This is a genomic window from Pseudomonas sp. VI4.1, from assembly GCF_002029345.1.
In the GTDB taxonomy this organism is placed as follows: Bacteria; Pseudomonadota; Gammaproteobacteria; order Pseudomonadales; family Pseudomonadaceae; genus Aquipseudomonas.
In genome coordinates, this window is sequence record NZ_MULM01000109.1 from 1 (window position 1) to 24,508 (window position 24,508).

General features: G+C 59.0%; 25 protein-coding genes and 1 pseudogene. 13 read left to right on the plus strand and 13 right to left on the minus strand.

The window, feature by feature from the left end:
• Positions 1 to 67: 67 nt before the first annotated feature.
• Positions 68 to 946 carry an acyl-CoA dehydrogenase family protein gene (locus tag BZ163_RS06145; RefSeq protein WP_128870192.1) on the minus strand — a complete coding sequence of 293 codons (879 nt, stop codon included), beginning with the start codon at positions 944 to 946 and terminating at the stop codon, positions 68 to 70.
• A gap of 154 nt (positions 947 to 1,100) precedes the next feature.
• On the opposite strand from BZ163_RS06145, the gene olsB reads away from it, so the two are divergent.
• Positions 1,101 to 1,856, plus strand: coding sequence for an L-ornithine N(alpha)-acyltransferase (gene olsB, locus BZ163_RS06150; RefSeq protein WP_128870193.1), 756 nt, complete (start codon positions 1,101 to 1,103; stop codon positions 1,854 to 1,856).
• Positions 1,856 to 2,650, plus strand: a complete 795-nt coding sequence (locus tag BZ163_RS06155; protein WP_128870194.1) for a 1-acyl-sn-glycerol-3-phosphate acyltransferase — start codon at positions 1,856 to 1,858, stop codon at positions 2,648 to 2,650. The genes olsB and BZ163_RS06155 overlap by 1 nt, the downstream gene beginning before the upstream one ends.
• 121 nt (positions 2,651 to 2,771) lie before the next feature.
• Here BZ163_RS06155 and BZ163_RS06160 read toward each other — a convergent pair whose 3' ends face one another.
• Positions 2,772 to 3,350 (minus strand): ACP phosphodiesterase, encoded by a 579-nt coding sequence (locus BZ163_RS06160; protein WP_128870195.1) that lies wholly within the window; start codon positions 3,348 to 3,350, stop codon positions 2,772 to 2,774.
• A 171-nt stretch (positions 3,351 to 3,521) separates the two neighbouring features.
• Here BZ163_RS06160 and BZ163_RS06165 point away from each other — a divergent pair, with 171 nt between their 5' ends.
• The 4 genes and pseudogenes from BZ163_RS06165 to BZ163_RS06180 all read left to right on the plus strand — a co-directional run bounded on the left by BZ163_RS06165 (position 3,522) and on the right by BZ163_RS06180 (position 6,812).
• On the plus strand, positions 3,522 to 3,842 hold the full coding sequence (locus BZ163_RS06165) for a helix-turn-helix transcriptional regulator (protein ID WP_128870196.1): 321 nt from the start codon (positions 3,522 to 3,524) through the stop codon (positions 3,840 to 3,842).
• Between the two features lie 2 nt (positions 3,843 to 3,844).
• Positions 3,845 to 5,011 (plus strand): MFS transporter, encoded by a 1,167-nt coding sequence (locus tag BZ163_RS06170; RefSeq protein ID WP_128870197.1) that lies wholly within the window; start codon positions 3,845 to 3,847, stop codon positions 5,009 to 5,011.
• Between the two features lie 22 nt (positions 5,012 to 5,033).
• A pseudogene (locus BZ163_RS06175) lies at positions 5,034 to 6,082 on the plus strand (alkene reductase).
• Positions 6,083 to 6,290: 208 nt separating this feature from the next.
• On the plus strand, positions 6,291 to 6,812 hold the full coding sequence (locus tag BZ163_RS06180; protein ID WP_128870198.1) for a hypothetical protein: 522 nt from the start codon (positions 6,291 to 6,293) through the stop codon (positions 6,810 to 6,812).
• A 90-nt stretch (positions 6,813 to 6,902) separates the two neighbouring features.
• Here BZ163_RS06180 and BZ163_RS06185 read toward each other — a convergent pair whose 3' ends face one another.
• The 3 genes from BZ163_RS06185 to BZ163_RS06195 form a co-directional block, all read right to left on the minus strand.
• Positions 6,903 to 7,391 (minus strand): GNAT family N-acetyltransferase, encoded by a 489-nt coding sequence (locus BZ163_RS06185; RefSeq protein ID WP_128870199.1) that lies wholly within the window; start codon positions 7,389 to 7,391, stop codon positions 6,903 to 6,905.
• A gap of 95 nt (positions 7,392 to 7,486) precedes the next feature.
• Positions 7,487 to 7,972: a GyrI-like domain-containing protein gene (locus BZ163_RS06190; protein ID WP_128870200.1), complete on the minus strand. Its 486-nt coding sequence runs from the start codon at positions 7,970 to 7,972 to the stop codon at positions 7,487 to 7,489.
• 67 nt (positions 7,973 to 8,039) lie between these two features.
• On the minus strand, positions 8,040 to 8,702 hold the full coding sequence (locus tag BZ163_RS06195; RefSeq protein ID WP_128870201.1) for a LysE family translocator: 663 nt from the start codon (positions 8,700 to 8,702) through the stop codon (positions 8,040 to 8,042).
• 140 nt (positions 8,703 to 8,842) lie between these two features.
• On the opposite strand from BZ163_RS06195, the gene alaC reads away from it, so the two are divergent.
• Positions 8,843 to 10,060, plus strand: coding sequence for an alanine transaminase (gene alaC, locus BZ163_RS06200; protein WP_128870202.1), 1,218 nt, complete (start codon positions 8,843 to 8,845; stop codon positions 10,058 to 10,060).
• A 119-nt stretch (positions 10,061 to 10,179) separates the two neighbouring features.
• On the opposite strand, the gene BZ163_RS06210 is transcribed toward alaC, so the two are convergent.
• Together BZ163_RS06210 and BZ163_RS06215 are read right to left on the minus strand one after the other, a co-directional pair.
• Positions 10,180 to 11,532 (minus strand): GntP family permease, encoded by a 1,353-nt coding sequence (locus BZ163_RS06210; RefSeq protein ID WP_128870203.1) that lies wholly within the window; start codon positions 11,530 to 11,532, stop codon positions 10,180 to 10,182.
• 82 nt (positions 11,533 to 11,614) lie between these two features.
• Complete coding sequence (locus BZ163_RS06215) at positions 11,615 to 12,148, minus strand: gluconokinase (RefSeq protein ID WP_128870204.1); 534 nt, start codon at positions 12,146 to 12,148, stop codon at positions 11,615 to 11,617.
• A gap of 215 nt (positions 12,149 to 12,363) precedes the next feature.
• Between BZ163_RS06215 and BZ163_RS06220 the strand changes: the two genes are divergently transcribed.
• The 3 genes from BZ163_RS06220 to BZ163_RS06230 all read left to right on the plus strand — a co-directional run bounded on the left by BZ163_RS06220 (position 12,364) and on the right by BZ163_RS06230 (position 15,162).
• Positions 12,364 to 13,395 carry a LacI family DNA-binding transcriptional regulator gene (locus BZ163_RS06220; protein ID WP_128870205.1) on the plus strand — a complete coding sequence of 344 codons (1,032 nt, stop codon included), beginning with the start codon at positions 12,364 to 12,366 and terminating at the stop codon, positions 13,393 to 13,395.
• Between the two features lie 79 nt (positions 13,396 to 13,474).
• A complete protein-coding gene (locus tag BZ163_RS06225) occupies positions 13,475 to 14,107 on the plus strand; it encodes a glutathione S-transferase family protein (protein ID WP_128870206.1) in 633 nt (210 codons plus the stop codon).
• A gap of 356 nt (positions 14,108 to 14,463) precedes the next feature.
• Positions 14,464 to 15,162: a peptidase inhibitor family I36 protein gene (locus BZ163_RS06230; RefSeq protein ID WP_168187317.1), complete on the plus strand. Its 699-nt coding sequence runs from the start codon at positions 14,464 to 14,466 to the stop codon at positions 15,160 to 15,162.
• A 41-nt stretch (positions 15,163 to 15,203) separates the two neighbouring features.
• Here BZ163_RS06230 and BZ163_RS06235 read toward each other — a convergent pair whose 3' ends face one another.
• Complete coding sequence (locus BZ163_RS06235; protein ID WP_178110439.1) at positions 15,204 to 16,136, minus strand: peptidase inhibitor family I36 protein; 933 nt, start codon at positions 16,134 to 16,136, stop codon at positions 15,204 to 15,206.
• Between the two features lie 275 nt (positions 16,137 to 16,411).
• Between BZ163_RS06235 and BZ163_RS06240 the strand changes: the two genes are divergently transcribed.
• Positions 16,412 to 16,831 (plus strand): GNAT family N-acetyltransferase, encoded by a 420-nt coding sequence (locus BZ163_RS06240; RefSeq protein ID WP_128870208.1) that lies wholly within the window; start codon positions 16,412 to 16,414, stop codon positions 16,829 to 16,831.
• Between the two features lie 44 nt (positions 16,832 to 16,875).
• Here BZ163_RS06240 and def read toward each other — a convergent pair whose 3' ends face one another.
• From def to BZ163_RS06255, 3 genes are all read right to left on the minus strand, one after another.
• On the minus strand, positions 16,876 to 17,415 hold the full coding sequence (gene def / locus BZ163_RS06245; RefSeq protein ID WP_128870209.1) for a peptide deformylase: 540 nt from the start codon (positions 17,413 to 17,415) through the stop codon (positions 16,876 to 16,878).
• Positions 17,412 to 18,368: a YihY/virulence factor BrkB family protein gene (locus BZ163_RS06250; protein ID WP_128870222.1), complete on the minus strand. Its 957-nt coding sequence runs from the start codon at positions 18,366 to 18,368 to the stop codon at positions 17,412 to 17,414. The genes def and BZ163_RS06250 overlap by 4 nt, the downstream gene beginning before the upstream one ends.
• Positions 18,369 to 18,539: 171 nt before the next feature.
• Positions 18,540 to 18,731, minus strand: coding sequence for a CsbD family protein (locus BZ163_RS06255; protein ID WP_128870210.1), 192 nt, complete (start codon positions 18,729 to 18,731; stop codon positions 18,540 to 18,542).
• A gap of 199 nt (positions 18,732 to 18,930) precedes the next feature.
• Here BZ163_RS06255 and BZ163_RS06260 point away from each other — a divergent pair, with 199 nt between their 5' ends.
• Positions 18,931 to 19,308: a hypothetical protein gene (locus tag BZ163_RS06260; protein WP_128870211.1), complete on the plus strand. Its 378-nt coding sequence runs from the start codon at positions 18,931 to 18,933 to the stop codon at positions 19,306 to 19,308.
• A gap of 171 nt (positions 19,309 to 19,479) precedes the next feature.
• Here BZ163_RS06260 and fadD1 read toward each other — a convergent pair whose 3' ends face one another.
• Both fadD1 and fadD2 read right to left on the minus strand, forming a co-directional pair.
• Positions 19,480 to 21,180 (minus strand): long-chain-fatty-acid--CoA ligase FadD1, encoded by a 1,701-nt coding sequence (gene fadD1, locus BZ163_RS06265; RefSeq protein WP_128870212.1) that lies wholly within the window; start codon positions 21,178 to 21,180, stop codon positions 19,480 to 19,482.
• 407 nt (positions 21,181 to 21,587) lie between these two features.
• Positions 21,588 to 23,276, minus strand: a complete 1,689-nt coding sequence (fadD2, locus tag BZ163_RS06270; protein WP_128870213.1) for a long-chain-fatty-acid--CoA ligase FadD2 — start codon at positions 23,274 to 23,276, stop codon at positions 21,588 to 21,590.
• 253 nt (positions 23,277 to 23,529) lie between these two features.
• On the opposite strand from fadD2, the gene BZ163_RS06275 reads away from it, so the two are divergent.
• On the plus strand, positions 23,530 to 24,474 hold the full coding sequence (locus tag BZ163_RS06275) for an alpha/beta hydrolase (protein WP_128870214.1): 945 nt from the start codon (positions 23,530 to 23,532) through the stop codon (positions 24,472 to 24,474).
• Positions 24,475 to 24,508 lie beyond the last annotated feature (34 nt).

The following is a 24,508-nucleotide window of genomic DNA, read 5'->3' on the forward strand; positions in this document are numbered from 1 at the left end:
GCTCCTACAGGGGTCTGTGAACAATACAAAACCAGTGTAGGAGCTGGCTTGCCAGCGAAGAGGCCCGTCAGAACACCGCCAACGCCTTGGCCAGTCGCTTCCCTCGCGCAACCGCCGCCAAATCCATCACCGCCCGATCCCGCTGCCACATCGCCGCCCAATGAGGCGGGCCATCGGTCAGTGCCTGATCCATCTCCGTCTTGAGCCCATCGAACTGCGCAAACAACCCCCCGAGCAACACATGCCCGGCCAGGTTGTTCGGTGCCTGGCGGCTGGCTTCCGCGCACCCGGCCAACAGCGCCAGCAAGCGCAATTGCAGCGATTGCGGCCAGTCGCTGTCGTGGCCGACGCCATACAGCCAGGCCGTCATCGCGCTCAATACGTAGATGTCTTCGAGGGTGCGGAACGGTTTGACGTAAGCCTCCCAGCCATCCCCCGCCAGCAATTCGCAGGACGCGCCATCGAGCATCAACCGGCTGTGGCTGATGTCGGGCATCAGCGCAATCGCCGGCAGTTTTTCCAGGCGCACGCCCGGTTCATCGGGATAGACCACCGCCAGGCTCAGGCGCGGGGCTTGGCCGAGGTCTTCACTGCGGGCGGCGACCAGCAACCAGTCGGCCGCGTCGCCGGCGGTGACGAAATCCTTGCGCCCGCTCACGCGCAGTCCACCCAGGCGGGTCTGCATGTCCGCCACCCGCAGGCTGCGCTGTTCCGTCGCGCATAACGCGCCGAGGCTCGGCGGCGCGCTGGGCCAGAGCATGCGCAACGCAGCCTGATACCCCACCAGAAAGGCCAGCCCCGGCGTAGCCATCAGGCGCCCGCCAAGCACTGCCAACTCAAACGGCGTCACCGTTCCAAGGCAGTGCTGCAAGTGCGCGAATCCTTCGCCCAGGTCCGGATTGGCGGGCAAGCGATCGCGGCGGTGCAACAGGGTTTGCCAGGGCATAAGGGGCTCCTTGTGGGCTGTCATATAAGCATCACCAAAGCTTAATGGCGATGACACCGGGGCTACATAGCCTGACTTTGCACAACACGGCTGCATAAAGAAAGTCGATCGGCTGCAACCCACGACGGGTGAACAGCCCGTACGGAGACTCGCAATGACTCAGATCGCCCGCATCAGCGACACCGGCAATGAACGCCGCCTGCAAGCCGAACGCCTGGTGGGCGTCGAGGCCATGCAGGAAGCCCAGGCCTTGCGCTTCAACGTGTTCAGCGGCGAATTCAACGCCAAACTCAAAGGCGCGGAGCTGGGCCTGGACATGGATGACTATGATGTTCACTGCGCCCACATCGGCGTGCGTGACCTGAACAGCGGGCGTCTGGTGGCGACCACCCGCTTGCTCGACCATACGGCCGCCAGCAGCCTCGGCAAGTTCTACAGCGAAGAAGAATTCAGCCTGCATGGCCTGGTTCACTTGAAAGGCCCGATCCTGGAAATCGGCCGTACCTGCGTCGACCCGGCTTATCGCAACGGCGGCACCATCGCCGTGCTCTGGGGCGAACTGGCCGAAGTGCTGAACCAGGGCGGCTACAGCTATCTGATGGGTTGCGCGAGCATCCCGATGCAGGACGGTGGCATCCAGGCTCACGCAATCATGCAGCGCCTGCGCGAACGCTACCTGTGCACCGAACACCTGCGGGCCGAACCGAAAAAACCGCTGCCGGCCCTGGACATCCCGTCCAACGTCATCGCCGAAATGCCACCATTGCTCAAGGCCTACATGCGCCTGGGCGCGAAAATCTGCGGTGAGCCGTGCTGGGACGAAGACTTCCAGGTCGCCGACGTGTTCATCCTGCTCAAGCGCGACGAACTCTGCCCGCGTTACGCCAAGCACTTCAAGGCGGCCGTGTGATGAGCCGGTTGCGGGTGTACGCGCGGATTGCGCGAGTGTTGGTGGTGGTGGCACTGGGGTTGACCATGGCCGGCCTGTTCGGCTTGCTCGAGCGCCTGGGGATCGCCCATTCGATGGTCCGCCGCCAGCGATGGTCGCGGTTCTTCATGGCGCGCCTGGCCAATGCCCTGCCCTTTCGCGTCACCGTGCACGGGGCATTGCCAAAAGCGCCGATGCTCTGGATCAGCAACCATGTGTCCTGGACCGACATCCCGCTGCTGGGCATGCTCACGCCGCTGTCATTCCTGTCCAAGGCCGAAGTGCGTACCTGGCCCGTGGCGGGCTGGTTGGCGGCCAAGGCCGGCAGCCTGTTCATCCGTCGCGGGTCGGGCGACAGCCAGTTGATTCGTAAACAGATGACCCGCCATCTGGAGCAGGAACATCCGCTGCTGATGTTCCCGGAAGGCACCACCACCGATGGCCGCTCGTTGCGCACCTTTCACGGTCGATTGCTGTCGGCGGCGATCGATTCCGAAGTGAAACTGCAACCGGTGGCGATTCGTTATCTGCGCGATGGAGAGCTCGATTCACTGGCACCGTTCATTGGCGATGATGATTTGCTCTCGCACTTGATGCGCTTGTTTGCCAATGATCGGGGTGAGGTGGAGATTCATCTGCTCAAGCCGATCGCTTGTGAAGGTCGCGAGCGTGCCGCGCTGGCGTTTGAAGCGCAGCAGGCGGTGCAGAAGGCGTTGTTTGGCGAAGTGGCGAAACCAGCAGAGCCGCGGCGTACCGGCGAACTGATCGCGGCGTGACACCGCCCTCCTGTAGGAGCTGGCTTGCCAGCGAAAACGGTCTGTCAGCCAATACATGTATTGACTGACACGCCGCCTTCGCTGCGGTGCGGCGATCCGACAAGCCAGCTCCTACAGGGGTTTATGTCGCTGGATTGTTTTGAGCGAAATCCTGCAACTGCGGATAGAACAACCGGAAATCCTCACTCAACGGCTCATACAACAGCCGCAACTCCTGCATCGCCCCGGCCAGCTCTTCCGGCCGGCTCAAGCGCCGCGAGATCCCCCGCAACACCTGCTCCAACACCGCGAACTCCCGGTAAGACCCCAACCAGTCATGGGCCACCATGTGCGGCGCGATCATTGCCAGGCGCTCCGGCAATTGCGGCTCGGTGGACAACACTCGGTACACGTCCGACGTGAATTGCTCCAGCGGCTGGTCGGCATACAGCGTCCAGTCCCGGGCCAGGCAATGGTCGAAGAACACGTCGAGCACGATCCCGGCATAACGCCGGCGGGTGATGGAAAACCGCGACAGCGAGATATCCACCAACGGATGGCGGTCGGTAAACACGTCGATGCGCCGATGCAGCTGGATGGCGGCCTCGATCTCCGGATCGAACTGCCCTAGCAGCCGTCCTTTGACGAAATCGCCATACAGGCTGCCGAGCAATTGACCGGGGCGCTGGCCACCGAGGTGCAGATGTGCGAGATAATTCATGGTCGCAGCTTAGCACTGCGGCTTTACATCTGGACAACCCACATATCGTTATAACCCGATATACCGATTTTCGCGCTCATCAGAGCAAAATCATATTTGTATATCGCGAAATACCGATTTAAAGTTCGCCTCATCGCGATATAGCGTTTTACTCATCACGAGCCCCTACCCATGACTATCGACCTCGACGAAATAATAAAAGCGCTGGCACACCCAGTACGCCGAGACATCCTTACCTGGCTGAAAGACCCCAAGACGCAGTTTCCGGAACAGCTGCACAACCACGAGTACGGCATTTGCGCCGGACAGATCGACCAACGCTGCGGCCTGTCGCAGTCGACCGTGTCCGCTCATTTGGCGAACTTGCAGCGTGCGGGGCTGATCAGCAGCCAGAAAGCCGGTCAATGGCACTTCTTCAAACGCAACGAGGACGTGATTCAGGCGTTCCTCGACGCCATCGTCAAAGAGCTCAGTGCTCCGACAAGGAATTAACAATGCCCCTCTCGCTCCTCATCCTGGCCTTGAGCGCCTTCGCCATCGGCACCACCGAGTTCGTCATCATGGGCCTGCTGCCCGATGTGGCGGCCGACCTCGGTGTGTCGATCCCCGGCGCCGGCTGGCTGGTGACCGGTTACGCCCTGGGCGTGGCCATCGGTGCGCCGTTCATGGCACTGGCCACCTCCCGGCTGCCACGCAAGGCGGCCCTGGTAGCGTTGATGGGCATCTTCATCGTTGGCAACCTGCTGTGTGCCGTGGCCAGTGACTACAACGTGCTGATGTTCGCCAGGGTGGTGACTGCCCTGTGTCACGGTGCGTTCTTCGGCATCGGTTCGGTGGTGGCAGCAGGCCTGGTGCCGGCGAACAAGCGTGCGTCGGCCGTGGCCTTGATGTTTACCGGCCTGACCCTGGCCAACGTGCTGGGCGTGCCACTGGGCACGGCGCTCGGTCAGGAAGCCGGCTGGCGCTCGACGTTCTGGGCCGTGACCGTGATCGGTGTGATTGCGCTGATCGGCTTGATCCGCTTCCTGCCGGCCAAGCGCGATGAAGAGAAACTCGACATGCGCGCCGAACTGCGCGCCCTCAAGGGTGCCGGGATCTGGCTGTCCCTGAGCATGACCGCATTGTTCGCGGCGTCCGTATTCACCCTGTTCACCTACGTCGCCCCGCTGCTCGGCGATGTCACCGGCATCTCGCCCAATGGCGTGACCTGGACCCTGATGCTCATCGGCCTGGGCCTGACCGTCGGCAACATCATCGGCGGCAAGCTGGCTGACAAAAGCATGGCTGCAACACTGATTGGCGTCTTCATCTCGATGGCCGTGATCTCTACCGTGCTGACCTGGACCAGCGTCGCGCTGATCCCGACCGAAATCACCCTGTTCCTCTGGGCCACCGCGTGCTTTGCCGCCGTACCCGCCCTGCAAGTGAACGTCGTGACCTACGGCAAGGCCGCACCCAACCTGGTGTCAACCCTGAACATCGGCGCCTTCAACATCGGCAACGCCCTCGGCGCCTGGGTCGGCGGCAGCGTCATCGCCCACGGCTTCGGCCTGACCAGCGTGCCGCTCGCGGCAGCCGCACTGGCGGTACTCGCACTGCTGGTGACCCTGATTACGTTCCGTCAGCGCGGCAATCCCGAACTGGCCCCTGCTACCAACTGATCTCTACAAGAGAACTAATTTCATGACGACTATTTTCGATCCGATCAAACTGGGCGACCTCGAGTTGGCCAACCGCATCATCATGGCGCCGCTGACCCGCTGCCGTGCCGACGAAGGCCGGGTGCCGAACGCGCTGATGGCCGAGTACTACGTGCAACGCGCCTCGGCCGGCCTGATCCTCAGCGAGGCCACTTCCGTCACGCCGATGGGCGTCGGCTATCCGGACACCCCGGGCATCTGGTCCAACGACCAGGTGCGTGGCTGGACCAACGTCACCAAAGCGATCCACGGCGCGGGCGGCAAGATCTTCCTGCAACTGTGGCACGTCGGCCGGGTGTCCCACACCTCGTACCTGAACGGCGAAGCGCCGGTCGCACCGAGTGCCATCCAGCCCAAGGGGCACGTCAGCCTGGTTCGTCCACTGGCCGACTACCCGACCCCGCGCGCCCTGGAAACCGCTGAAATCGCCGACATCGTCGACGCCTACCGTGTGGGTGCCGAAAATGCCAAGGCGCCGGTTTCGACGGCGTGGAAATCCACGGCGCCAACGGTTACCTGCTCGACCAGTTCCTGCAAAGCAGCACCAACCAGCGCACCGACCACTACGGTGGCTCCCTGGAAAACCGGGCGCGCCTGTTGCTGGAAGTGACCGATGCCGCGATCGAAGTCTGGGGCGCCGGCCGCGTCGGAGTGCACCTGGCCCCGCGCGCCGACTCCCATGACATGGGCGACGATAACCTCGCCGAAACCTTCACCTACGTCGCTCGCGAACTGGGCAAACGCGGCATCGCCTTCATCTGTTCCCGCGAAAAAGAAGCCGGCGACAGCCTTGGCCCGCAACTGAAAGAAGCCTTCGGCGGCCCGTACATCGCCAACGAACGCTTTACCAAGGACAGCGCCAACGCCTGGCTGGCCAGCGGCAAGGCGGATGCGGTCGCCTTCGGAGTGCAGTTCATTGCCAACCCTGACTTGCCAGCACGCTTGAAAGCGGATGCGCCGTTGAACGAGGCCCGTCCTGAACTGTTCTACGCCAAGGGGCCGGTTGGCTACATCGACTACCCTACGTTGTAAGTTTCACCCCTGAAACGCAAAAGCCCCGACTTGAAAGAGCCGGGGTTTTTTATTGCATGCGACAACTCAATACTGACGGCATAACAAGTTCCGCATCCACCAACAACAGCTGGCCACATGCAATAAATCATTACACATCTGATAAGCGAGATCACTAAAACCTCACTATCTTTATAATCACACACCTAACTAACAAGAGCAAAACATCATGGACGATACCGATAACTCCAATCTCGAAATCGAGTTCAAGGAAATCATCAAAGAAGCCAAGGAAGAAGAACCAGGCGTCTGGAATAACGTTAGACGTGTCACCTCGCATAGCCACGTCATGTTGTACTTTTACAATGGTACGGCTGAAACTTTCAAACTGACTGCTGCCAGCTGGAACGCAGGCGCAGAGCTGGAAAAATATGTCATCGCCCCTTGGGACTATCTCTCGTTCGTCCTGCGCGAAGAAATCCCTTTCTTTGCCAGAGGGCGAACTTCGACACAAGCAAGACACAGCTTTACTTATAAAAGCGACAACCAGGCATTTGAATTTTCAACGGGACTGAAGGTAAGGAAAGATTATGAGGCTTTATCCTTTTCGCCGAACACCGTCGCGCAAAGAGAACATACTATCAAATCCGTCGGCAACGCCCCGCTACGGTGCTCCTCCCGGATCACCCGAACCATGGCCAATAAACCTTATCACTACGGTGTTGTGATAAGTTTGGGAGGCGATTACTGAGCTTTCTTCCACAAAGAGCTTGCCTGCCGCCTGAAACAAAAAGCCCGACTCGAAAGAGCGGGCTTTTCATGTGGGCGCTCGCCGCTTCAATCAGAGCTCCAACACCATCTCATGCCACGCCATCCCGCCATGATCGGAGGCGGAAGGCTTGATGTAGGCGAAGCCAAAACCCGCGTAGAGCCCAATATGCCGCTCCTTGCACATCAGGTGGATGCTGGCCTTGTTCACCGCGCGCATCCGCTCGATGAACTCAGCCATCAAACGTTTTGCCAGGCCTTGTCCCTGAAAATCCGGATGCACCACCACCGACATGATGACCACATGCGGGCCGGCCGGGTCGTGGCCGATCAGTTCCTTGAACGCCTCGTCCGACATTTCCACTTCAAACGCCGCGCCGGAGTTGATGAAACCGGCGACGACGCCGTCCACTTCGGCCACGATAAAGCCCTCGGGCCAGGTGGCGATGCGGGTCGCTATTTTTTCCCGGGTCGCGGCTTCGTCACCTTCGTAGGCAAGGGTTTCGATGGCGTAGCAGCGGTCCAGGTCAGCGGGGGTGACGTGGCGAATGACGGAGTTCATGTCGGCTCGAATCAGCGGGGAAAGACATGGGATCATAAAGCAGCGTCTGCTCGACATCGAGAGGCGAATCCCTGATCCGCCTCTCGATCCAGCCATTACGCCTTGAGCGGCAACCAGATTTCCAGCACGCCGGTGTTGAGCTTCGGGTTGAAGTCTTCGCTGTAGCGTTCGAACTCCGGGGCATCCGCCGCGTGATAACCGGACTGCGGCAGCCAGGTTTTCCAGATGTACTGAAAGGTCTGGGGCAAGGCATCCAGAGCGCCCTTGTGTTCGAACACGGCGTAGTGCTGAGGCTGGACCTCCACCCAACGATATTTGTCAGGCAGGTCGTCGAGTTTGCTGATTTCAACGCCGGCGATATATTCAAAACCGCCCTTGCCATCCGGGTTGCAACAAATGCCGTAGGTCACTTCGCTTTTTTGACCGGGAATGTTGCCAATCTCGGGAATGAATTTCTCCCAGAGGTCGGGGATCGCTTTAGTGGTTTGCGCAGTAAATCGTCCGCCCAGCCCTGCAATGAGCAGGAAGTGGCCGTTTTCAAAGCGTGGCCCGGCCGGTTTGACGCCTGTTTGCTCATCCATGACTCGACTCCTGGTACGAAAAAGTGGGTTCGGCTGGGAGTATAGAAGCCAATCCCGATTCGCCCAATTACAGTGCGTGAAGCTGCTCGACGGCGCCAGGACCGATGAACTCGTTATACCCCGATAGGATCACGTAGACTGCGAAATAGCAGAAGATCGCCGCCGATGCCAGGTATGAATAACGCAGCAGTTTGTCGCCCAGCAGCTTGCCGCCATGGCTCGCCGCGAAACACAGGCCAACACACCAGAGCACCCCGGCACATAGAAAGCCGCCCAGAAACAGCGCAGAACCGAGCGCGCCACTGCCGCCGGAACGCGCGATCAGCGTGCCGCCCACCGCCGCGAACCAGAGAATGGCGCTGGGTGATGACATGGCGAGGAAGATGCCGCGGAAAAACTCCCTGCGGTATGAGTTCTGCCCCGCCTCCCCTGCCTGGGCCAGCACCGCCTCATGGTGAATCGCCGAATGGATCATCTTCGCCGCGAAATACACGAGCAACGCCGAACCACCGATCCACAACACCCAGCGCACGGTTTCGAACTGCAGCAAAACAGTCATGCCCGCCAGTGCCAGCACCGCATAGATCAGGTCCCCGACGCAGGTCCCCAACCCCAGCGCGAAGCCTTGAAAATAGCCGCGTTGCATCGCCAGGGTGATCATCGCGATATTGGCCACGCCTATGTCCAGGCACAGCGAAAGGCTCAGCAAGAAGCCACTGCTAAATTCCATCGACCCGCTTCCTTCACAAAATTTTGTTTACTAAAGTGGCTGGACAGTTTGCCACAACAGCCCGTACATTCCGCCACAGGCCACCGCAGTGGCCAGCGTCGCTCGGACGGTTCCGGGCGCTCACGTTATCCGAGGCAACAATGGCTAACCCAGGTTCGCCGCGCCGCTTTGCGCGCATAGATCGACTCCCCCCTTACGTATTCAACATCACGGCCGAGCTGAAGATGGCTGCCCGTCGTCGTGGCGAAGACATCATCGACTTCAGCATGGGCAACCCTGACGGCCCTACTCCGCCGCACATCGTCGACAAACTCGTCACCGTCGCCCAGCGCGAAGATACCCACGGCTACTCCACGTCCAAGGGCATTCCGCGCCTGCGCCGGGCGATTTCCAACTGGTACAAGGATCGCTACGCGGTCGACATCGACCCGGAAAGCGAAGCCATTGTCACCATCGGCTCCAAGGAAGGCCTGGCGCACTTGATGCTGGCGACCCTCGACCAGGGCGATACCGTGCTGGTGCCGAACCCGAGCTACCCGATCCATATCTACGGTGCCGTGATTGCCGGCGCCCAGGTGCGGTCGGTGCCACTGATACCGGGCGTGGACTTTTTCGCCGAGCTGGAAAGCGCGATTCGCGGTTCGATCCCGAAACCGAAAATGATGATCCTCGGCTTTCCGTCCAACCCCACCGCCCAGTGCGTGGAGCTGGATTTCTTCGAGCGGGTGATCGCCCTCGCCAAGCAGTACGATGTGCTGGTGGTGCACGACCTGGCCTACGCCGACATCGTCTACGACGGCTGGAAAGCGCCGTCGATCATGCAAGTGCCTGGCGCCAAGGACATCGCGGTGGAGTTTTTCACCCTGTCCAAGAGCTACAACATGGCCGGCTGGCGCATCGGCTTCATGGTCGGTAACGCCGAACTGGTCAACGCCCTGGCGCGGATCAAGAGCTACCACGACTACGGCACTTTCACTCCGCTGCAAGTCGCCGCCATTGCTGCACTGGAAGGCGATCAGCAGTGTGTCAAAGACATTGCCGAGCAATACCGCCAGCGGCGCAATGTGCTGGTCAAAGGCCTGCATGAATTGGGCTGGATGGTGGAAAACCCGAAAGCTTCGATGTATGTCTGGGCCAAGATCCCCGAGGCTTACGCACACCTGGGCTCGCTGGAATTCGCCAAGAAAATGCTCGCCGAGGCCAAAGTCTGCGTCTCGCCGGGTGTGGGGTTTGGTGAATACGGGGATGATCACGTGCGCTTCGCGCTGATCGAAAACCAGGACCGGATTCGCCAGGCCGTGCGCGGGATTCGCGGGATGTTCCGGGCGGATGGGTTAGCCACCAAATCCAACGCCTGACGTAGAGCCCCTGCAGGAGCTGGCTTGCCAGCGAAAGCGGACGAACAGTCAACATCAATGTTGAATGTCAGGCCCTCTTCGCTGGCAAGCCAGCTCCTACATTTGGTTTGCGGTGTTGCTTAGACGAACATCGACAACAGCAGGATAAAGCCCAGCGCGACGATAGACAGGATGGTTTCCATCGCCGTCCAGGTCTTGAAGGTTTCCGCCACGGTCATGTTGAAGTACTGCTTCACCAACCAGAAACCGGCGTCGTTGACGTGGGACAGGATCAACGAACCCGCACCGGTCGCCAGTACCAGCAACTCACGGTTCACACCCGGAATCATCCCGACCACCGGCACCACGATGCCCGCGCCGGTGATGGTCGCCACGGTCGCCGAGCCGGTCGCGATACGGATCACCGCCGCCACGAGCCAGGCCAGCAGGATCGGCGAGATCTGTGCGTTCACTGCCATATGGCCGATCACGTCACCCACGCCGCTGGTCACCAGCATCTGCTTGAAACCACCACCGGCACCGATGATCAGAATGATCGCGGCGGTCGGCGCGAGGCTGGCGTCGAGCAACTTCAGGATCTTGTTCGAACCCATGCCTTGCTTGTGGCCGAAGGTGTACAGCGACAGCAGCAACGCCAGCAACAGCGCCGAGATCGGGTGGCCGACCAGGTCCATGAAGGAGCGCGCGAAATTGCCTTCCGGCAGGACCACGTCGGCAAAGGTCTTTAGCAACATCAGGAACACCGGCAGCAGCACGGTGATCAGGGTGATGCTGAAGCTCGGCAGTTCGGCCGAGTCCGGTTCGCGCGCCAGTTGATCCACCAGCTCCTGGTTAGGGTGGCCGGGGATGTACTTGGCAATGAAGGTACCGTAGATCGGGCCGGCGATGATGGCCGTCGGCAGCGCAACGATCAGGCCGTACAAAATGGTTTTACCGATGTCGGCGCCAAATACGCCGATCGCCAGCAACGGCCCCGGGTGTGGCGGAACCAGACCGTGTACCGCAGACAGACCGGCCAGCAACGGGATACCGATCTTGATGATCGATACGCCGGTACGCCGGGCAACGATGAACACCAGCGGGATCAACAGCACGAAGCCGATTTCGAAGAACAGCGGAATGCCGACCAGGAAGGCGGCGAACATCATCGCCCACTGCACCTTGTCCTTGCCGAACGCACGGATCAGCGTCTGGGCAATCTGATCCGCCCCGCCCGATTCGGCCATCATTTTGCCGAGCATGGTCCCCAGCGCCAGGATGATCCCGACGAAACCGAGCACCCCACCGAAGCCGTCCTGGAACGCCTTGATGATGGTGCCGATCGGCATGCCGGAGGTCAGCCCGAGGAAAGCTGCGGCGATGATCAGGGCAATGAAGGGGTGGAACTTGAACTTGGTGATCAGGACGATAAGCCCGATTACCGTAACCACTGCGTCGAGCAGCAGGAACGTCTCGTGGGACATGCCAAACATTAGGGGTGTCTCCTGGTTGTTGTTGTTATTAAAGCGGGTAATTCGCGAGCCATCAGGACAGCGCTACCTTTTCGAGGCAAATTCATACCGCGCGCTTCAGGCCATGTTCCAGCCACCAGGCATGCGCCTGCGTTGCCAGTTGCTCCACGCTGTGGTTCGAAGCGTCCAGAGCCAGGGTCAGGGGCTCACCAACGGGTGACTCAAGGGTGGCGAACTGGCTGTCGATCAACGTTGACGGCATGAAGTGGCCCGGCCGATGAGACACACGATCGGCGGCGACTTCAGGGGTCAGCGCCAGGAAAACGAAACCCAGGCCAGGCAAGGCGCTGCGCAGACGTTCGCGGTAAATGTGTTTGAGCGCCGAACAGGTCAGCACCGGGCGTTGACCCGTGGCGTCGATGCGGCGCAGCTCATCGCACAGGCTGTCGAGCCAGCCGGCACGGTCTTCGTCGTTCAGGGGGATACCTGCGCTCATCTTTTCGATATTGGCGGCAGGGTGAAAGGAGTCGCCTTCAATGGCGGTCGCGCCGCTGAGTTGGCACAAGGCCTCGCTGACGCACGTCTTGCCGCAACCGGCAACGCCCATGATGACCAGGGCGGTGATGGAATGATTCATGTAACACCTCAGCGCGCAGACAGCGCTACCTTTGCTGGTTATGACACTGGAGCAAAAGCAGAAGTTGCCGACGCCTTCTTGTCATTTTTGTGGGTTGCAGCGTGTTCGTTCCCAATACCAAAAAGCGGGAATCAGGCAGACCCCGCTCAAGCATTTGCAGCTGCATCGAGACAGCGCTACCTTAGTGCCTTGAATTTTGTTTGGCAAGCCGCCCGATGACCTCTCCTAAAAACGATAAGAATACTCGCACCACTGGCCGCCCTACCCTGAATGAAGTGGCGCGCCTGGCCGGTGTCAGCCCGATCACCGCGTCCCGCGCCTTGCGCGGCGTCAGTACGGTCGCCACCGAACTGGTGGAAAAAGTCCAGAAAGCCGCCCTCGAACTCAACTACGTGGTCAACCCCGCTGCCCGCGCATTAGCCTCGGCCCAGAGCCATTCCGTGGTGGTTTTGGTGCCGTCGCTGTCCAATTTGCTGTTCATCGACACATTGGAAGCCATTCATCAGGTTTTGCGCCCCAAGGGCTTCGAAGTGCTGATCGGCAACTTCCACTACTCGCGCGATGAAGAAGAAAACCTGCTGCGCAACTACATGGCCTATCAACCTCGCGGCTTGCTGCTGACCGGTTTCGACCGCACCGAAAGTTCGCGCCGGATGATCGAGGCGAGCAACATTCCATGCGTCTACATGATGGAGCTGGACAGTGCGGCCGGGCTCAACTGCGTCGGTTTTTCGCAACTTGCCGCCGGTGAAACGGCGGCGGAACATTTGCTCTCCCGCGGCCGCAAGCGCCTGGCCTACATCGGCGCGCAGCTGGATCAACGCACGTTGCTGCGTGGCGAAGGTTTTCGCAAAGCGCTGCAAAAGGCCGGTTTGTATGACCCGGACCTGGAAGTCCTGACCCCGCGCGCCTCCTCCGTCGGTTTGGGCGGTGAACTATTCCTGCAACTGATGGCCAGCCATCCTGATGTCGATGCGATCTTCTTCGGCAACGACGACCTGGCCCAGGGCGCCCTGCTCGAAGCCATGCGCTGCGGGATCAAGATTCCCCAGCAGGTCGCGATCCTCGGCTTCAACGATCTGCCAGCCTCGGCCCACATGGTTCCGCGGCTGAGCAGCATCAGCACGCCGCGCGAAGCCATTGGTCGGCGTTCGGCGGAATTGATGTTGACCTTGCTGGCTGGCAACGCGGTGGCCAAACCGGTGCAGGACATGGGGTTTGAGTTGAAAGTACGCGAGAGTACCTGACAGTTTCTGACTTGATGTCTCCCGTCGGCAGGCACACTATTAAATCCCCGAAGCCTTGAGCCGCTAACGGAGTAGCCCGATGGAACATTCACTGAAAATCCTGGGTAAAGCTTCATCAATCAACGTCAGAAAAGTCCTGTGGACCTGTGAGGAACTGGGCGTTGCCTACGAACGCGAGGATTGGGGCGGCGGGTATGCCTCGACGCACACGCCGGAGTTTCTCCGGCTCAATCCCAATGCACTGGTGCCCGTGATCATCGATGAGGCCGGCGTGCTGTGGGAGTCCAACACCATCTGCCGTTATCTGGCCAGCAAACACCAGAACACCGATCTGCTGCCGCACGAACCGGCGGCACGTGCCCGGGTGGAGCAGTGGATGGATTGGCAAGCCACCGAACTCAACGCGGCCTGGAGCTATGCCTTCACGGCATTGGTGCGCAAGGATCCGGAGTTCCAGGACCCGCATCACATTGCCGCCGGTGTGCGCGGCTGGAATCAGAAGATGGGCATCCTCGAGCATCAGCTCGCGGCCACCAAGGCGTATGTCGCCGGGCCACGGTTCACCCTGGCCGATATTGTCATCGGGCTGTCGGTCAATCGCTGGCTGATGACGCCCATGGATCGGCCTGACTACCCCGCCATCGACGAGTATTTTCAGCGCCTGGCCCAACGCCCGGGATTCTTGAAGCATGGCTGCAATGGCCTGCCTTGATGCCATGCCTGGGGTCGACCGCTCCCGCCCAGCGGCAAAAGGTTTCCCGCAAACCGGCAGCGACCGCCTGCCAGTTAAAACATAACTGATTTCCCAGTTCGCCAATGCCCCCTTGGCCCCGTTTCGTAAACGCGCTTTACAACATCCTTTCTTAATTGCCCGTGACCCTTTTCATAAGTACTCAAGCCTCATGCGCGTCAATAACGACTGACTCAAATGCCAACTGTTACTTCTGCCAGTAGATATCTTCCGAGCCTTGGGCGATTCTTTGCTCAGCTTCATGTTTTTCAATAAGCGCGTGGTGTGTGTTTCATGTCATTTCAGACAATCGTTCCAGAACGATGAAGAGGCATCGCATGCCATTTATTTATCGCATTTCAATTCAAAAAAGGCCGGAGCAGTATATGAAAAGAGTATCAATGGTTTGTAAAATTGCATCGAGCGTCATGGCCATCACCAGCATGGTCATGCCCCTGATCGGTTTAGCGCAAGAGTCCAAAGCATCAGGCAAGTACACTTTATTTACTCCATCGATGAACAAGCAGCAGAAAATCGACATTCGGAAGAAAATCGACAAACAGTTACTTCTCAAAACTGGCGGCCAGCAAATCAGCCCAACTCAGGTTGCCTATGACAAAGGCGACGCCGTGATCACATTTTCTGTACCAAGCACCCCAAACACGACCTGCGACTTTGGTTATGTGTGTTTCTGGGAGCATAATAATTACGTGGGAAAAAAATTGTCACTTAGAAGCCAGCCGCCTCAAAGTGCACTCACCGTGAACCTCGCGCAATACGACATGAGCAACAAAATTTCATCCTGGAAACATAATAACAATTTTTTCTACGTAGCCATCGGTGGAGCATCGCAAGCAAATGGCGGAGGTCAAATGGTCATGGCCAACACCATGGATGACCATATTGGAGGCGGGTGCTGCCCATTTTCTATCGAGCACTCAACCCCGCATGCACCACCTCCGGAGTTTAATTTTCAATCGTCATTGAAATACGACAATTCAATGGTAAGCGTCGTCTTTAAACCCTATCCATGGTAGTCAGTCGGTTTCATTGATCGGTGCGGACATCAAAAGGCCAGCTACTGGGCAACCAAAATAAACAAGGGCGAAAAAGCGACGCTGACCATCCTGTCGTTGTGCTCGACCAGCCTGCTCTGGGCATAGAGTTCGGTCCAGGTGCCTTTGGTGTTGGCCTGTTCGGGAATGCTGAACGGACAGCAGCCCCTCCCGAGAACGATTTCCTTGATATTGCTCATGACCATGTTGCCCTTCGCGCCAGGCCCTTCTACCCCGAACACCTTCATGGAGTGAGCTTTATTATTATGCTGCCAGGATGACACCTGGCGGCTCATGTCGAAGTCCGCCAGGTTAACGGGACGGCTGACCGGTGTGCTGGCCAGCGACAATTTCCTGCCCGTGTAATCCCAGCCCTCCCAGACACAAAAATAGCCATAGTCACAGATGGGGTCAGTCGGATTGGCGTCACCGGGCACCGGGAATGTCATCACGACGGCACCGTTGTCATAAACCACTTGAGTGGCACTGACCTGGCGTCCGGCGGGTTTTCGACTGAGTTGTTGATCGATCTGCAGCTGAATAGCCGCTGTTTGTTCGGCAGTCATCGCGGGAATGAACAATGCGTACCCGCTCTGCTTGCCCGACGCCTGATTGGCATAAAAATAGAACAGCGCACCCAGGCCGAGGCATAACGCAATGCAGTCAACGAACCCTATGGCTTTCATGAAAAAAAACTCCGTTCCTGAAAGCGCTGAGAAGACCCAGCGCGAGCACGAACAGAGTTCAGTTTTTGCCATGGTCTGTCTACTGACAGAAATGACAGGTTCGACCATCGGCGCAGTCAGGCTTGCCCTTCGGTGCAATGGCGCAGGAAAATCTTGCAGCTTATTTTCGGTTAGATCATCGCCCTGTTGGAGCTGCGGTGCGGCAATCCGACTTGCCAGCGAAGGCGACCTCGACCATTGCATCGCCCATGGATACGCATTCGCCAGCAAGCTGGCTCCTACAGGGGCGACGGGGGGCCAGGACTATCGCGTTAGCTGTGTAGCCTGCATATCAGTGCCCGAACACATCCACCTTCTTGGCCTTCTTGTCCGCGCGCTTTTCATCGGCGGTTTTCGCCGGTTTCTTCTTTGCCGCTTTTTTTGAATCCATGCCTTTGGCCATGATACGTACTCCACTCATACGGGATGTGAGATCAGGTATACACCTATCCTCGCGCCCGCGTTCTTTTATAATCGCCCGCTTTGCGCACCGACAGTCGAAGATCATGCCTAGCATCCAGTACACCTTGCTCGACGAGCCATTATGGCCGTTGATGAACAAGTTCTATCGCGCCCATCAATCGTCGATGAAAGCGGTCCGCGATGCTCGACTGTGGGTCGCCAGGCGCGACGATATCGTGGGTGCGCTGTGTTTGCGGCCGGTCTCGGGCGGGCATTGGTTGACGGGGTTGTTCATTGATCCGGCCTGCCGGGAGCAGGGCATTGCCGCTGCGTTGATTGCCGAAGCGGTCAAAGGACTCGACAGCCCGGTCTGGTTGTTCTGCCATCCGGACTTGCGTGGCTTTTACGAGCGGCGTGGCTTTGTCTTCGATCCGCCAATGCCTTACGCCCTGGTCGAACGGTTGAGCCGTTACGCGCGCAGCAAACCGATGATTGCCATGGGTCTGGAGGCGAATAAAAGTTAATGGCTGATGAAGATCCCCCTGTGTGGTTTTGTGGTGGTCTCGGTTTAATCGTCCGCAGCCGGATCCAGCTCCGGAAACATCACTTCGGTAAACCCGAACTTGCTGAAATCGGTAATGCGCGACGGATACAACCGACCGATCAGGTGATCGCATTCATGCTGCACCACTCGCGCATGGAAGCCCTCGGCGATGCGCAAGATCGGCTGCCCCTTGGGATCGACTCCTTCGTAGCGAATCTGCCGGTAACGATCCACCGCGCCGCGCATGCCGGGTACCGACAGGCAGCCTTCGAATCCCTCTTCGAGGAATGGGCTCAACGGCGTGATCAGCGGATTGATCAGAATGGTCTGCGGTACCGCTTCGGCGTCCGGGTAGCGCTCGCTGTGCTCGAAACCGAAGATCACCAGTTGCAGGTCGACGCCGATCTGCGGCGCGGCCAGGCCAACACCGCCGACGCTTTCCATGGTTTGGAACATGTCGTCGATCAGTTGCCACAGCTCGGGGCTGTCGAACATTTCAGCCGGGACCGGCGGGGCAATGCGCAGCAGGCGTTCATCGCCCATTTTCAGGATTTCACGGATCATTTGGTGACTTCGTCAGTGGTGGGCTTGATCGAGTGGTCCCGACCCAGTCCCGAAACGTGGTGTTTGGGTTCGTGGTCGAGTTCGCCGGGGACTTTTTCGCCATCATTCTTGCCCTCGGTCGACATGTGCTCGATCACTGCATTCATCTCGGCGCCCAGCAACAGCACCGCGGCGGAAATATAGAAGTACAGCAATAGCACGATGATCGCACCGATACTGCCATACATGGCGTTGTAGTTGGCGAACTCCTTGACGTACAGCCCGAAGCCCAAGGAGGCGAGGATCCACACCACCACTGCCAGCACCGATCCCGGCGTGATAAAGCGAAACTCCTGCTTGACGTCGGGCATGACGTAATAAATCAGCGCCACCGCCACCATCAGCAGGACCACCACCACCGGCCAGCGGGCGATGGTCCAGAGAATGACGATGAAGTCTTCAAGGCCGACTTGCGACGCGATCCAGCCCATCACCTGCGGCCCGAGCACCATCAGCGCGGCGGCGATCAACAGCATGCCGGCGATGCCGATGGTGTAGATGATCGACAGCGGGAAACGTTTCCACGCCGGACGGCCTTCGACCACGTCGTAGGCGGCGTTCATCGCGCTCATCATCAGCCGTACACCGGCAGACGCCGTCCACAGGGCAATCACGATACCCACCGACAGCAAACCACCCTTGGATTGCTGGAGTTGGTCGATCACCGGATTCACCTGTTCCAATGCCTGGGGCGGCAGGACCAGCTCCGATTGCAGGCGCAGCCAGGAGAAGAAGTCCGGCAGGTGCAGGAAACCGATCAGGGCGATCAGGAACAGAATGAAGGGGAACAGCGAGAACAGCATTTGATAGGCCAGCGCCGAGGCATAGGTCGACATCTCGTCGTCGACGAACTCGGTGACGGTGCGCACCATCACGCGGTGGATGGGCAGACCTTTCATGTCCGGGAAAATCATAAGCGTCTCCATTCGCCGCTCAATGGGTGAAGTCGTGGCGCCTCAGGGGCCGTTTTTCTAGATCAAAGTAGCCTAATTGGCGACTTTGAAACAATTTTCCGGCGCAAGTTCAGGCTGACACAAAAACGGCCATCCGTAGATGGCCGTTCCTGATCATCGTCAAAGGCCCATTCAAGCCTTGTCGATACCTTTCTTGAGCGCGTCCTTGGCTTTGCCCACCGCTTGCTGAGCTTCGCCTTTCTTTTCCTGCACCACGCCTTCGGCGCGCATTTTGTCGTTACCGGTGGCCTTGCCGACGCCTTGCTTGACGTTGCCGGCGGCTTCGTTGGCCATGCCTTTTACTTTATCGCCAGTGCTGCCCATGGTGTTTCTCCTGTGAACAATCGAACGGGAAAGTAGTTACACAAAGATTGACCGGAGGCGTTTACGCGGAGTTTCATTTATTTTTACCGCGACATTTCATCGTTCAGTGCAGGTTGGGCTTTATGTTTGCCGATCAACCCCCGAGAATGCGCAACGTATTCAGGCCTTGGCGCTGAAGATCCAATCCCGTAGGAATGTTATGAAACTCGATAAAAAGCAGGCCATTGCCCGCAGAAACCAGGAACTCGGCGGTGCTGTGCTTGGCGTCAACAACTGCCACTTCACTGAATTGAACCGCAATCGCAACATCTGGTGGTTCGATATCCCGGTCGCGCGCCTGGCCGTCGGTCAGTACGAATGGATTCACCTGCTGATGCACACCCCGGATACCGACGAACTGTTGCATTTGAAAGTGCCGACGGTGTTCCTGCGCGAGAAGCTCGAAGGCCTGGTGGTGCGCAACCAGGGCAAGCGCAAGGCTGCGTTGAGCCTGGAACTGAGTGCAGACAAGGATTCGTACTTGCAGGACATGCGCCCGGCGGGCACCAACGTCAATTTCGCGCAGTTCCGCCTCTAAGAGCAAAAACAAAAGCTTCGCGAGCAAGCCCGCTCCCACAGGTGACCGCATTCCTACTGAAGGAACCCGGTCAAACATGTGGGAGCGGGCTTGCTCGCGAAGGCGGCCTGACAGGCGCTGAAGTTTTCCGGCCAGATAAAAAAAACCCCGCATTTGCGGGGCTTTTTGTTTTTACGCGCTGACCTTCTTCGCAGCCAGCTTCTTCAGCTCTTCGTCGCGCAACTCGCGACGCAGGATCTTGCCGACGTTGGTGGTCGGCAGCGCATCGCGGAACTCGACAGACCGTGGAACCTTGTAGCCAGTGACATTGGCGCGCATGTGCTCCATCACCTGTTCCTTGGTCAGGGTCACGCCCGGCTTGGCGACGATGAAAATCTTGATCGCCTCGCCCGACTTCTCGTCCGGCACGCCGATGGCCGCGCATTGCAGCACACCCGGCAAGGTCGCCAGCACGTCTTCGAGCTCGTTCGGGTACACGTTGAAACCGGACACCAGGATCATGTCTTTCTTGCGATCGACGATACGCATGTAGCCATCAGGCTGGATCACCGCGATGTCCCCGGTCTTCAACCAGCCTTCGCTGTCGAGGATTTCATCGGTGGCTTCCTGACGCTGCCAGTAGCCTTTCATGACCTGCGGACCCTTCACGCACAGTTCGCCGATTTCGCCCAACGGCCGTTCAACGCCAGCGTCATCGATGATTTTGCACAAGGTCGACGGCACCGGAATGCCGATGGTGCCGATCTGGATGTTCTGGATCGGATTGACCGTGGCCACCGGGCTGGTTTCGGTCATGCCGTACCCTTCGCAGATGGCACAACCGGTGACCGCTTTCCAGCGCTCGGCCGCCGCCAGCTGCAGGGCCATGCCGCCCGACAGGGTGATTTTCAGCGCCGAGAAATCGAGCTTGCGGAAGCCTTCGTTGTTGCACAGGGCGACGAACAGAGTGTTCAGGCCGACGAAGCCGCTGAATTTCCACTTCGACAGTTCCTTGACCATCGCCGTCAGGTCGCGCGGGTTGCTGATCAGGATGTTGTGGTTGCCGATCAGCATCATCGCCATGCAATGAAAGGTGAAGGCATAGATGTGGTACAGCGGCAGCGGCGTGATCAGGATCTCGCAGCCTTCGTTGAGGTTGGACCCCATCAGCGCCTTGCACTGCAGCATGTTCGCCACCAGGTTGCGATGGGTCAGCATCGCACCCTTGGCGATGCCGGTGGTGCCGCCGGTGTATTGCAGCACCGCAACGTCGCTGCTCGCCGGGTTGGCTTCAGCCACTGGCTGGCCGTGGCCCTTGCTCAGCACGTCGTTGAACTTGATGGCCTTGGGCAAGTGATACGCCGGGACCATCTTCTTCACGTACTTGATGACGCTGTTGACCAGCAGGCGCTTGAGCGGCGGCAGCAGGTCGGCCACTTCGGTGACGATCACGTGCCTGACGCCGGTTTTCGGCACGACGGCCTGGGCCAGGTGCGCCATGTTGGCCAGGCAGACCAGGGCCTTGGCACCGGAGTCGTTGAATTGGTGTTCCATCTCCCGCGCGGTGTACAGCGGGTTGGTATTGACCACGATCAGCCCGGCGCGGATGGCGCCGAAGACAGCGACCGGGTACTGCAGGAGGTTGGGCAATTGCACGGCGATTCGATCGCCAGGCTGCAAGTCGGTATGCTGTTGCAGGTAAGCGGCAAAGGCACCCGACAGTTCGTACAGTTCACCGTAGGTGATTGTCTTGCCCAGGTTGCTGAACGCCGGTTTGTCGGCAAAGCGTTGGCAGGACCGCTTCAATACCGCCTGAATATTCGGATACTCGTCTGGATTGATTTCGACAGCAATCCCGGCAGGGTACTTATCCTTCCAAAAGTCTTCGATCATGGAAGCCCACTCCTCAGCAACGCGAATTCATCACCGCATTTGATGCGATTATTATTGGTGTATGTTTTTGGTGTCTATTTTGTTGGTGAGTCTGGCTTTTTTCTTAGGCCGAGAGGTCACAAAGCGGGCCGAGAGTAGCAGCTTTGCCGAGGGTCGACTAGAGCCAAAAGCGGGCTCTACGGTCACATTAATGACTCAAGAGCATCAAGCAGTCATTTTAGAGCAAAAAACCTATAAGTCGCTGAAAGCCCTGTAAATATTGGCTTCAGGCAAAGACTGTAGGAGCGAGCTTGCTCGCGAAAAACTCGAGACCACCGCTGGGCATCTGGTTTACGCGATATCGTTCACGACCTTCGCGAGCAAGCTCGCTCCTGCAGCGACCCGCGCAATGCGCGGCCATTCAATGATCAGGCGATATCCCGCAACTCCCGCCGCAGGATCTTGCCCACCGGCGTCATCGGCAACGACTCACGCAACACAATGTGCTTGGGCACTTTGTACGCCGTGAAGTTTTCCTTGCAGTAGGCCTTGAGTTCTTCAAGGCTGACACCTGATTCCCGGGCGACCACGAACAGCTTCACCGCCTCCCCCGACCGCTCGTCCGGCACGCCGATCACCGCGCAGTTGGCAACTTTCGGGTGGGCCATCATCACGTCCTCGATCTCGTTGGGGTACACGTTGAAACCCGAGACGATGATCATGTCTTTCTTGCGGTCGACGATGCGCACGAAACCATCCGGGTCGATCACCGCGATGTCACCCGACTTGAACCAGCCTTCGGCATCCAGCACTTCGGCGGTGGCTTCGGGCTTCTGCCAATAACCCTTCATGATCTGCGGGCCCTTGATACACAGTTCGCCGCGCTCGCCCAAGGCCTGCTCGACGCCTTCATCGTTGATCACCTTCAGCGTGGTACCCGGCACCGGCAGGCCGACCGTGCCGATGCGCGACTGGGTGCCGTACGGATTGGTGCAGGCCACCGGCGAGGTTTCGGTCAGGCCGTAACCTTCGGTGATGCGGCAACCGGTCAACTGCTCCCAGCGCTCGGCGGTGGCCTTGACCAGCGCGGTACCGCCGGAGTTGGTGAGTTTGAGGCCGGAGAAATCCAGGGTCTTGAAGTCGGGATGGTCCATCAGCGCGACAAACAGCGTGTTGAGCCCCAGCAGCGCCGAAAACCGCCAGTTCTTCAACTCCTTGATGAAGCCGCCGATGTCCCGCGGATTGGTGATCAGCACGTTATGGTTGCCGGTCACCATCATGCACATGCAGTTCGCCGTAAAGGCATAGATATGGTACAGCGGCAATGGCGCGATCATCACCTCCTGCCCTTCGCGCAGCAGGGGTTGACCATCGGTGCCGAACTGCCCCAGGCAGGCACGCGCCTGCTGCATGTTGGCGACCAGGTTGCCATGGGTCAGCATCGCGCCCTTGGCCAGGCCGGTGGTGCCGCCGGTGTATTGCAGCACGGCGATGTCGTCCAGACCGGCATTCAGCGGCTTGATGCCCAGGCCCCGGCCCAGGCGCAGCGCGCTCTTGAAGGAAACGGCCTGGGGCAAGGAATAGGCTGGGACCATTTTCTTCACCTTGCTCACCAGGGTATTGACCAGCCAGCCCTTGGCGGCGGGCATCAGGTCGCCCATCTTCGCTTCGATCAGGTACTGGATGTCGGTGTCGGCCAGCACTTCCTGGACCTTCTGCCCGAACATGTTCAGGTACACCAGCGCCCGGGCGCCGGAGTCCTTGAATTGATGACGCATCTCCCGCGCGGTGTACAGCGGGTTGGTGTTGACCACGATGAGCCCGGCGCGCAAGGCGCCGAACACGGCAATCGGGTAATGCAGGACGTTGGGCATCTGCACCGCGATGCGGTCCCCAGGCACCAGGTCGGTGTGGGCTTGCAGGTAACCGGCGAACGCTGCGCTGTAGCGTTCCAGTTCGGCGTAGGTCAGGGTGATCCCCATATTGCTGAAGGCCGGGCGGTCAGCAAATTTCTTGCAGGAACGCTCGAACACCTCGATCACCGACTTATAGACCCCCAGGTCGATGTCCAGGGGCACGCCGGCCGGGCGTTTGTCATTCCAGAAATCAGGTTGCATTGTTCTTGCCCTCTTTACCTGAGCCTATCCGGGAGCGCTTTTGTGTCCTTCCTGTAAACAGCAGCGAAAAACAAAAAGCGAAAAGCGAAGCTTCACGGACACTAGCAGCTATGACGAATCAGGCAAATATGCCAATAGCCGTCATTGACTGTATGAATCTTCCTCCCGTGGTGTGGGCTGTTCAGACGGCACGCTACGGATGCGCTATACAATGCAGCGACGCCCATGCCACCTGCAGCGCAAAGGAATCGCCATGATCCACGACACATTCTGGCTGACCGCGAGTGACCGCAGCCGCCTCTTCGTCAATCAGTGGCTGCCCGCTGCGCCTTTGAACGCAGTGATCCTGCTGGCCCACGGCATGGCGGAACACAGTGCCCGCTACGCCCGCCTGGCGGAAAAATGCTGTGAGCAGGGCTACGGCGTGTATGCACCGGACCTGCGTGGACATGGCAAAACTGCCGAAAACGGGACCCTGGGGCATTTCGCCGACGACGATGGCTGGTGCAAGGTGGTTGGCGACCTGGCCAGCCTCAACCAGCACATCGGTCAACACCATCCCGGCGTGCCGATCATCTTGTTGGGTCACAGCATGGGCAGCTACATCGCCCAGGCGTATCTGCTGCACCACAGTGCCAGCCTGCACGGCGCCATCCTCAGCGGTTCGAACTTCCAGCCGGTGGCGCTTTATCGAGCGGCCCGCCAGATCGCCCGACTCGAACGGTTGCGCCAGGGCCCCAAGGGCCGCAGCGCCTTGATCGAATGGTTGTCATTCGGCTCGTTCAACAACAAATTCAAACCGGTGCGCACACCGTTCGACTGGCTCAGTCGCGATCCGGCCGAGGTCGACAAGTACGCCAGCGACCCGCTTTGCGGCTTTCGCTGCACCAACCAGTTCTGGATCGATCTGCTTGGCGGCTTGCAGCAAATCAGCAAAGCGTCCAATCTCGCCCAGATCGATCCGGGCCTGCCACTGCTGGTGATGGGCGGCGAATGTGATCCGGTGAGTGAAGGCAAGCGTCTCAAGGATCTGGCTCACGCGTTGCGCGCCGCCGGTAGCCAGAACCTGCAACTGAACATTTACCCGCAGGCACGGCATGAACTGTTCAACGAGAGCAACCGTGATGAAGTGATTGCCGATGTACTGAACTGGATCGCCCAGGCGCTGAGCCATCGACGGCCACCCAGATCCGAATAGTTTTTTGTGGATTTTTTAATTTGTCACAGGAATT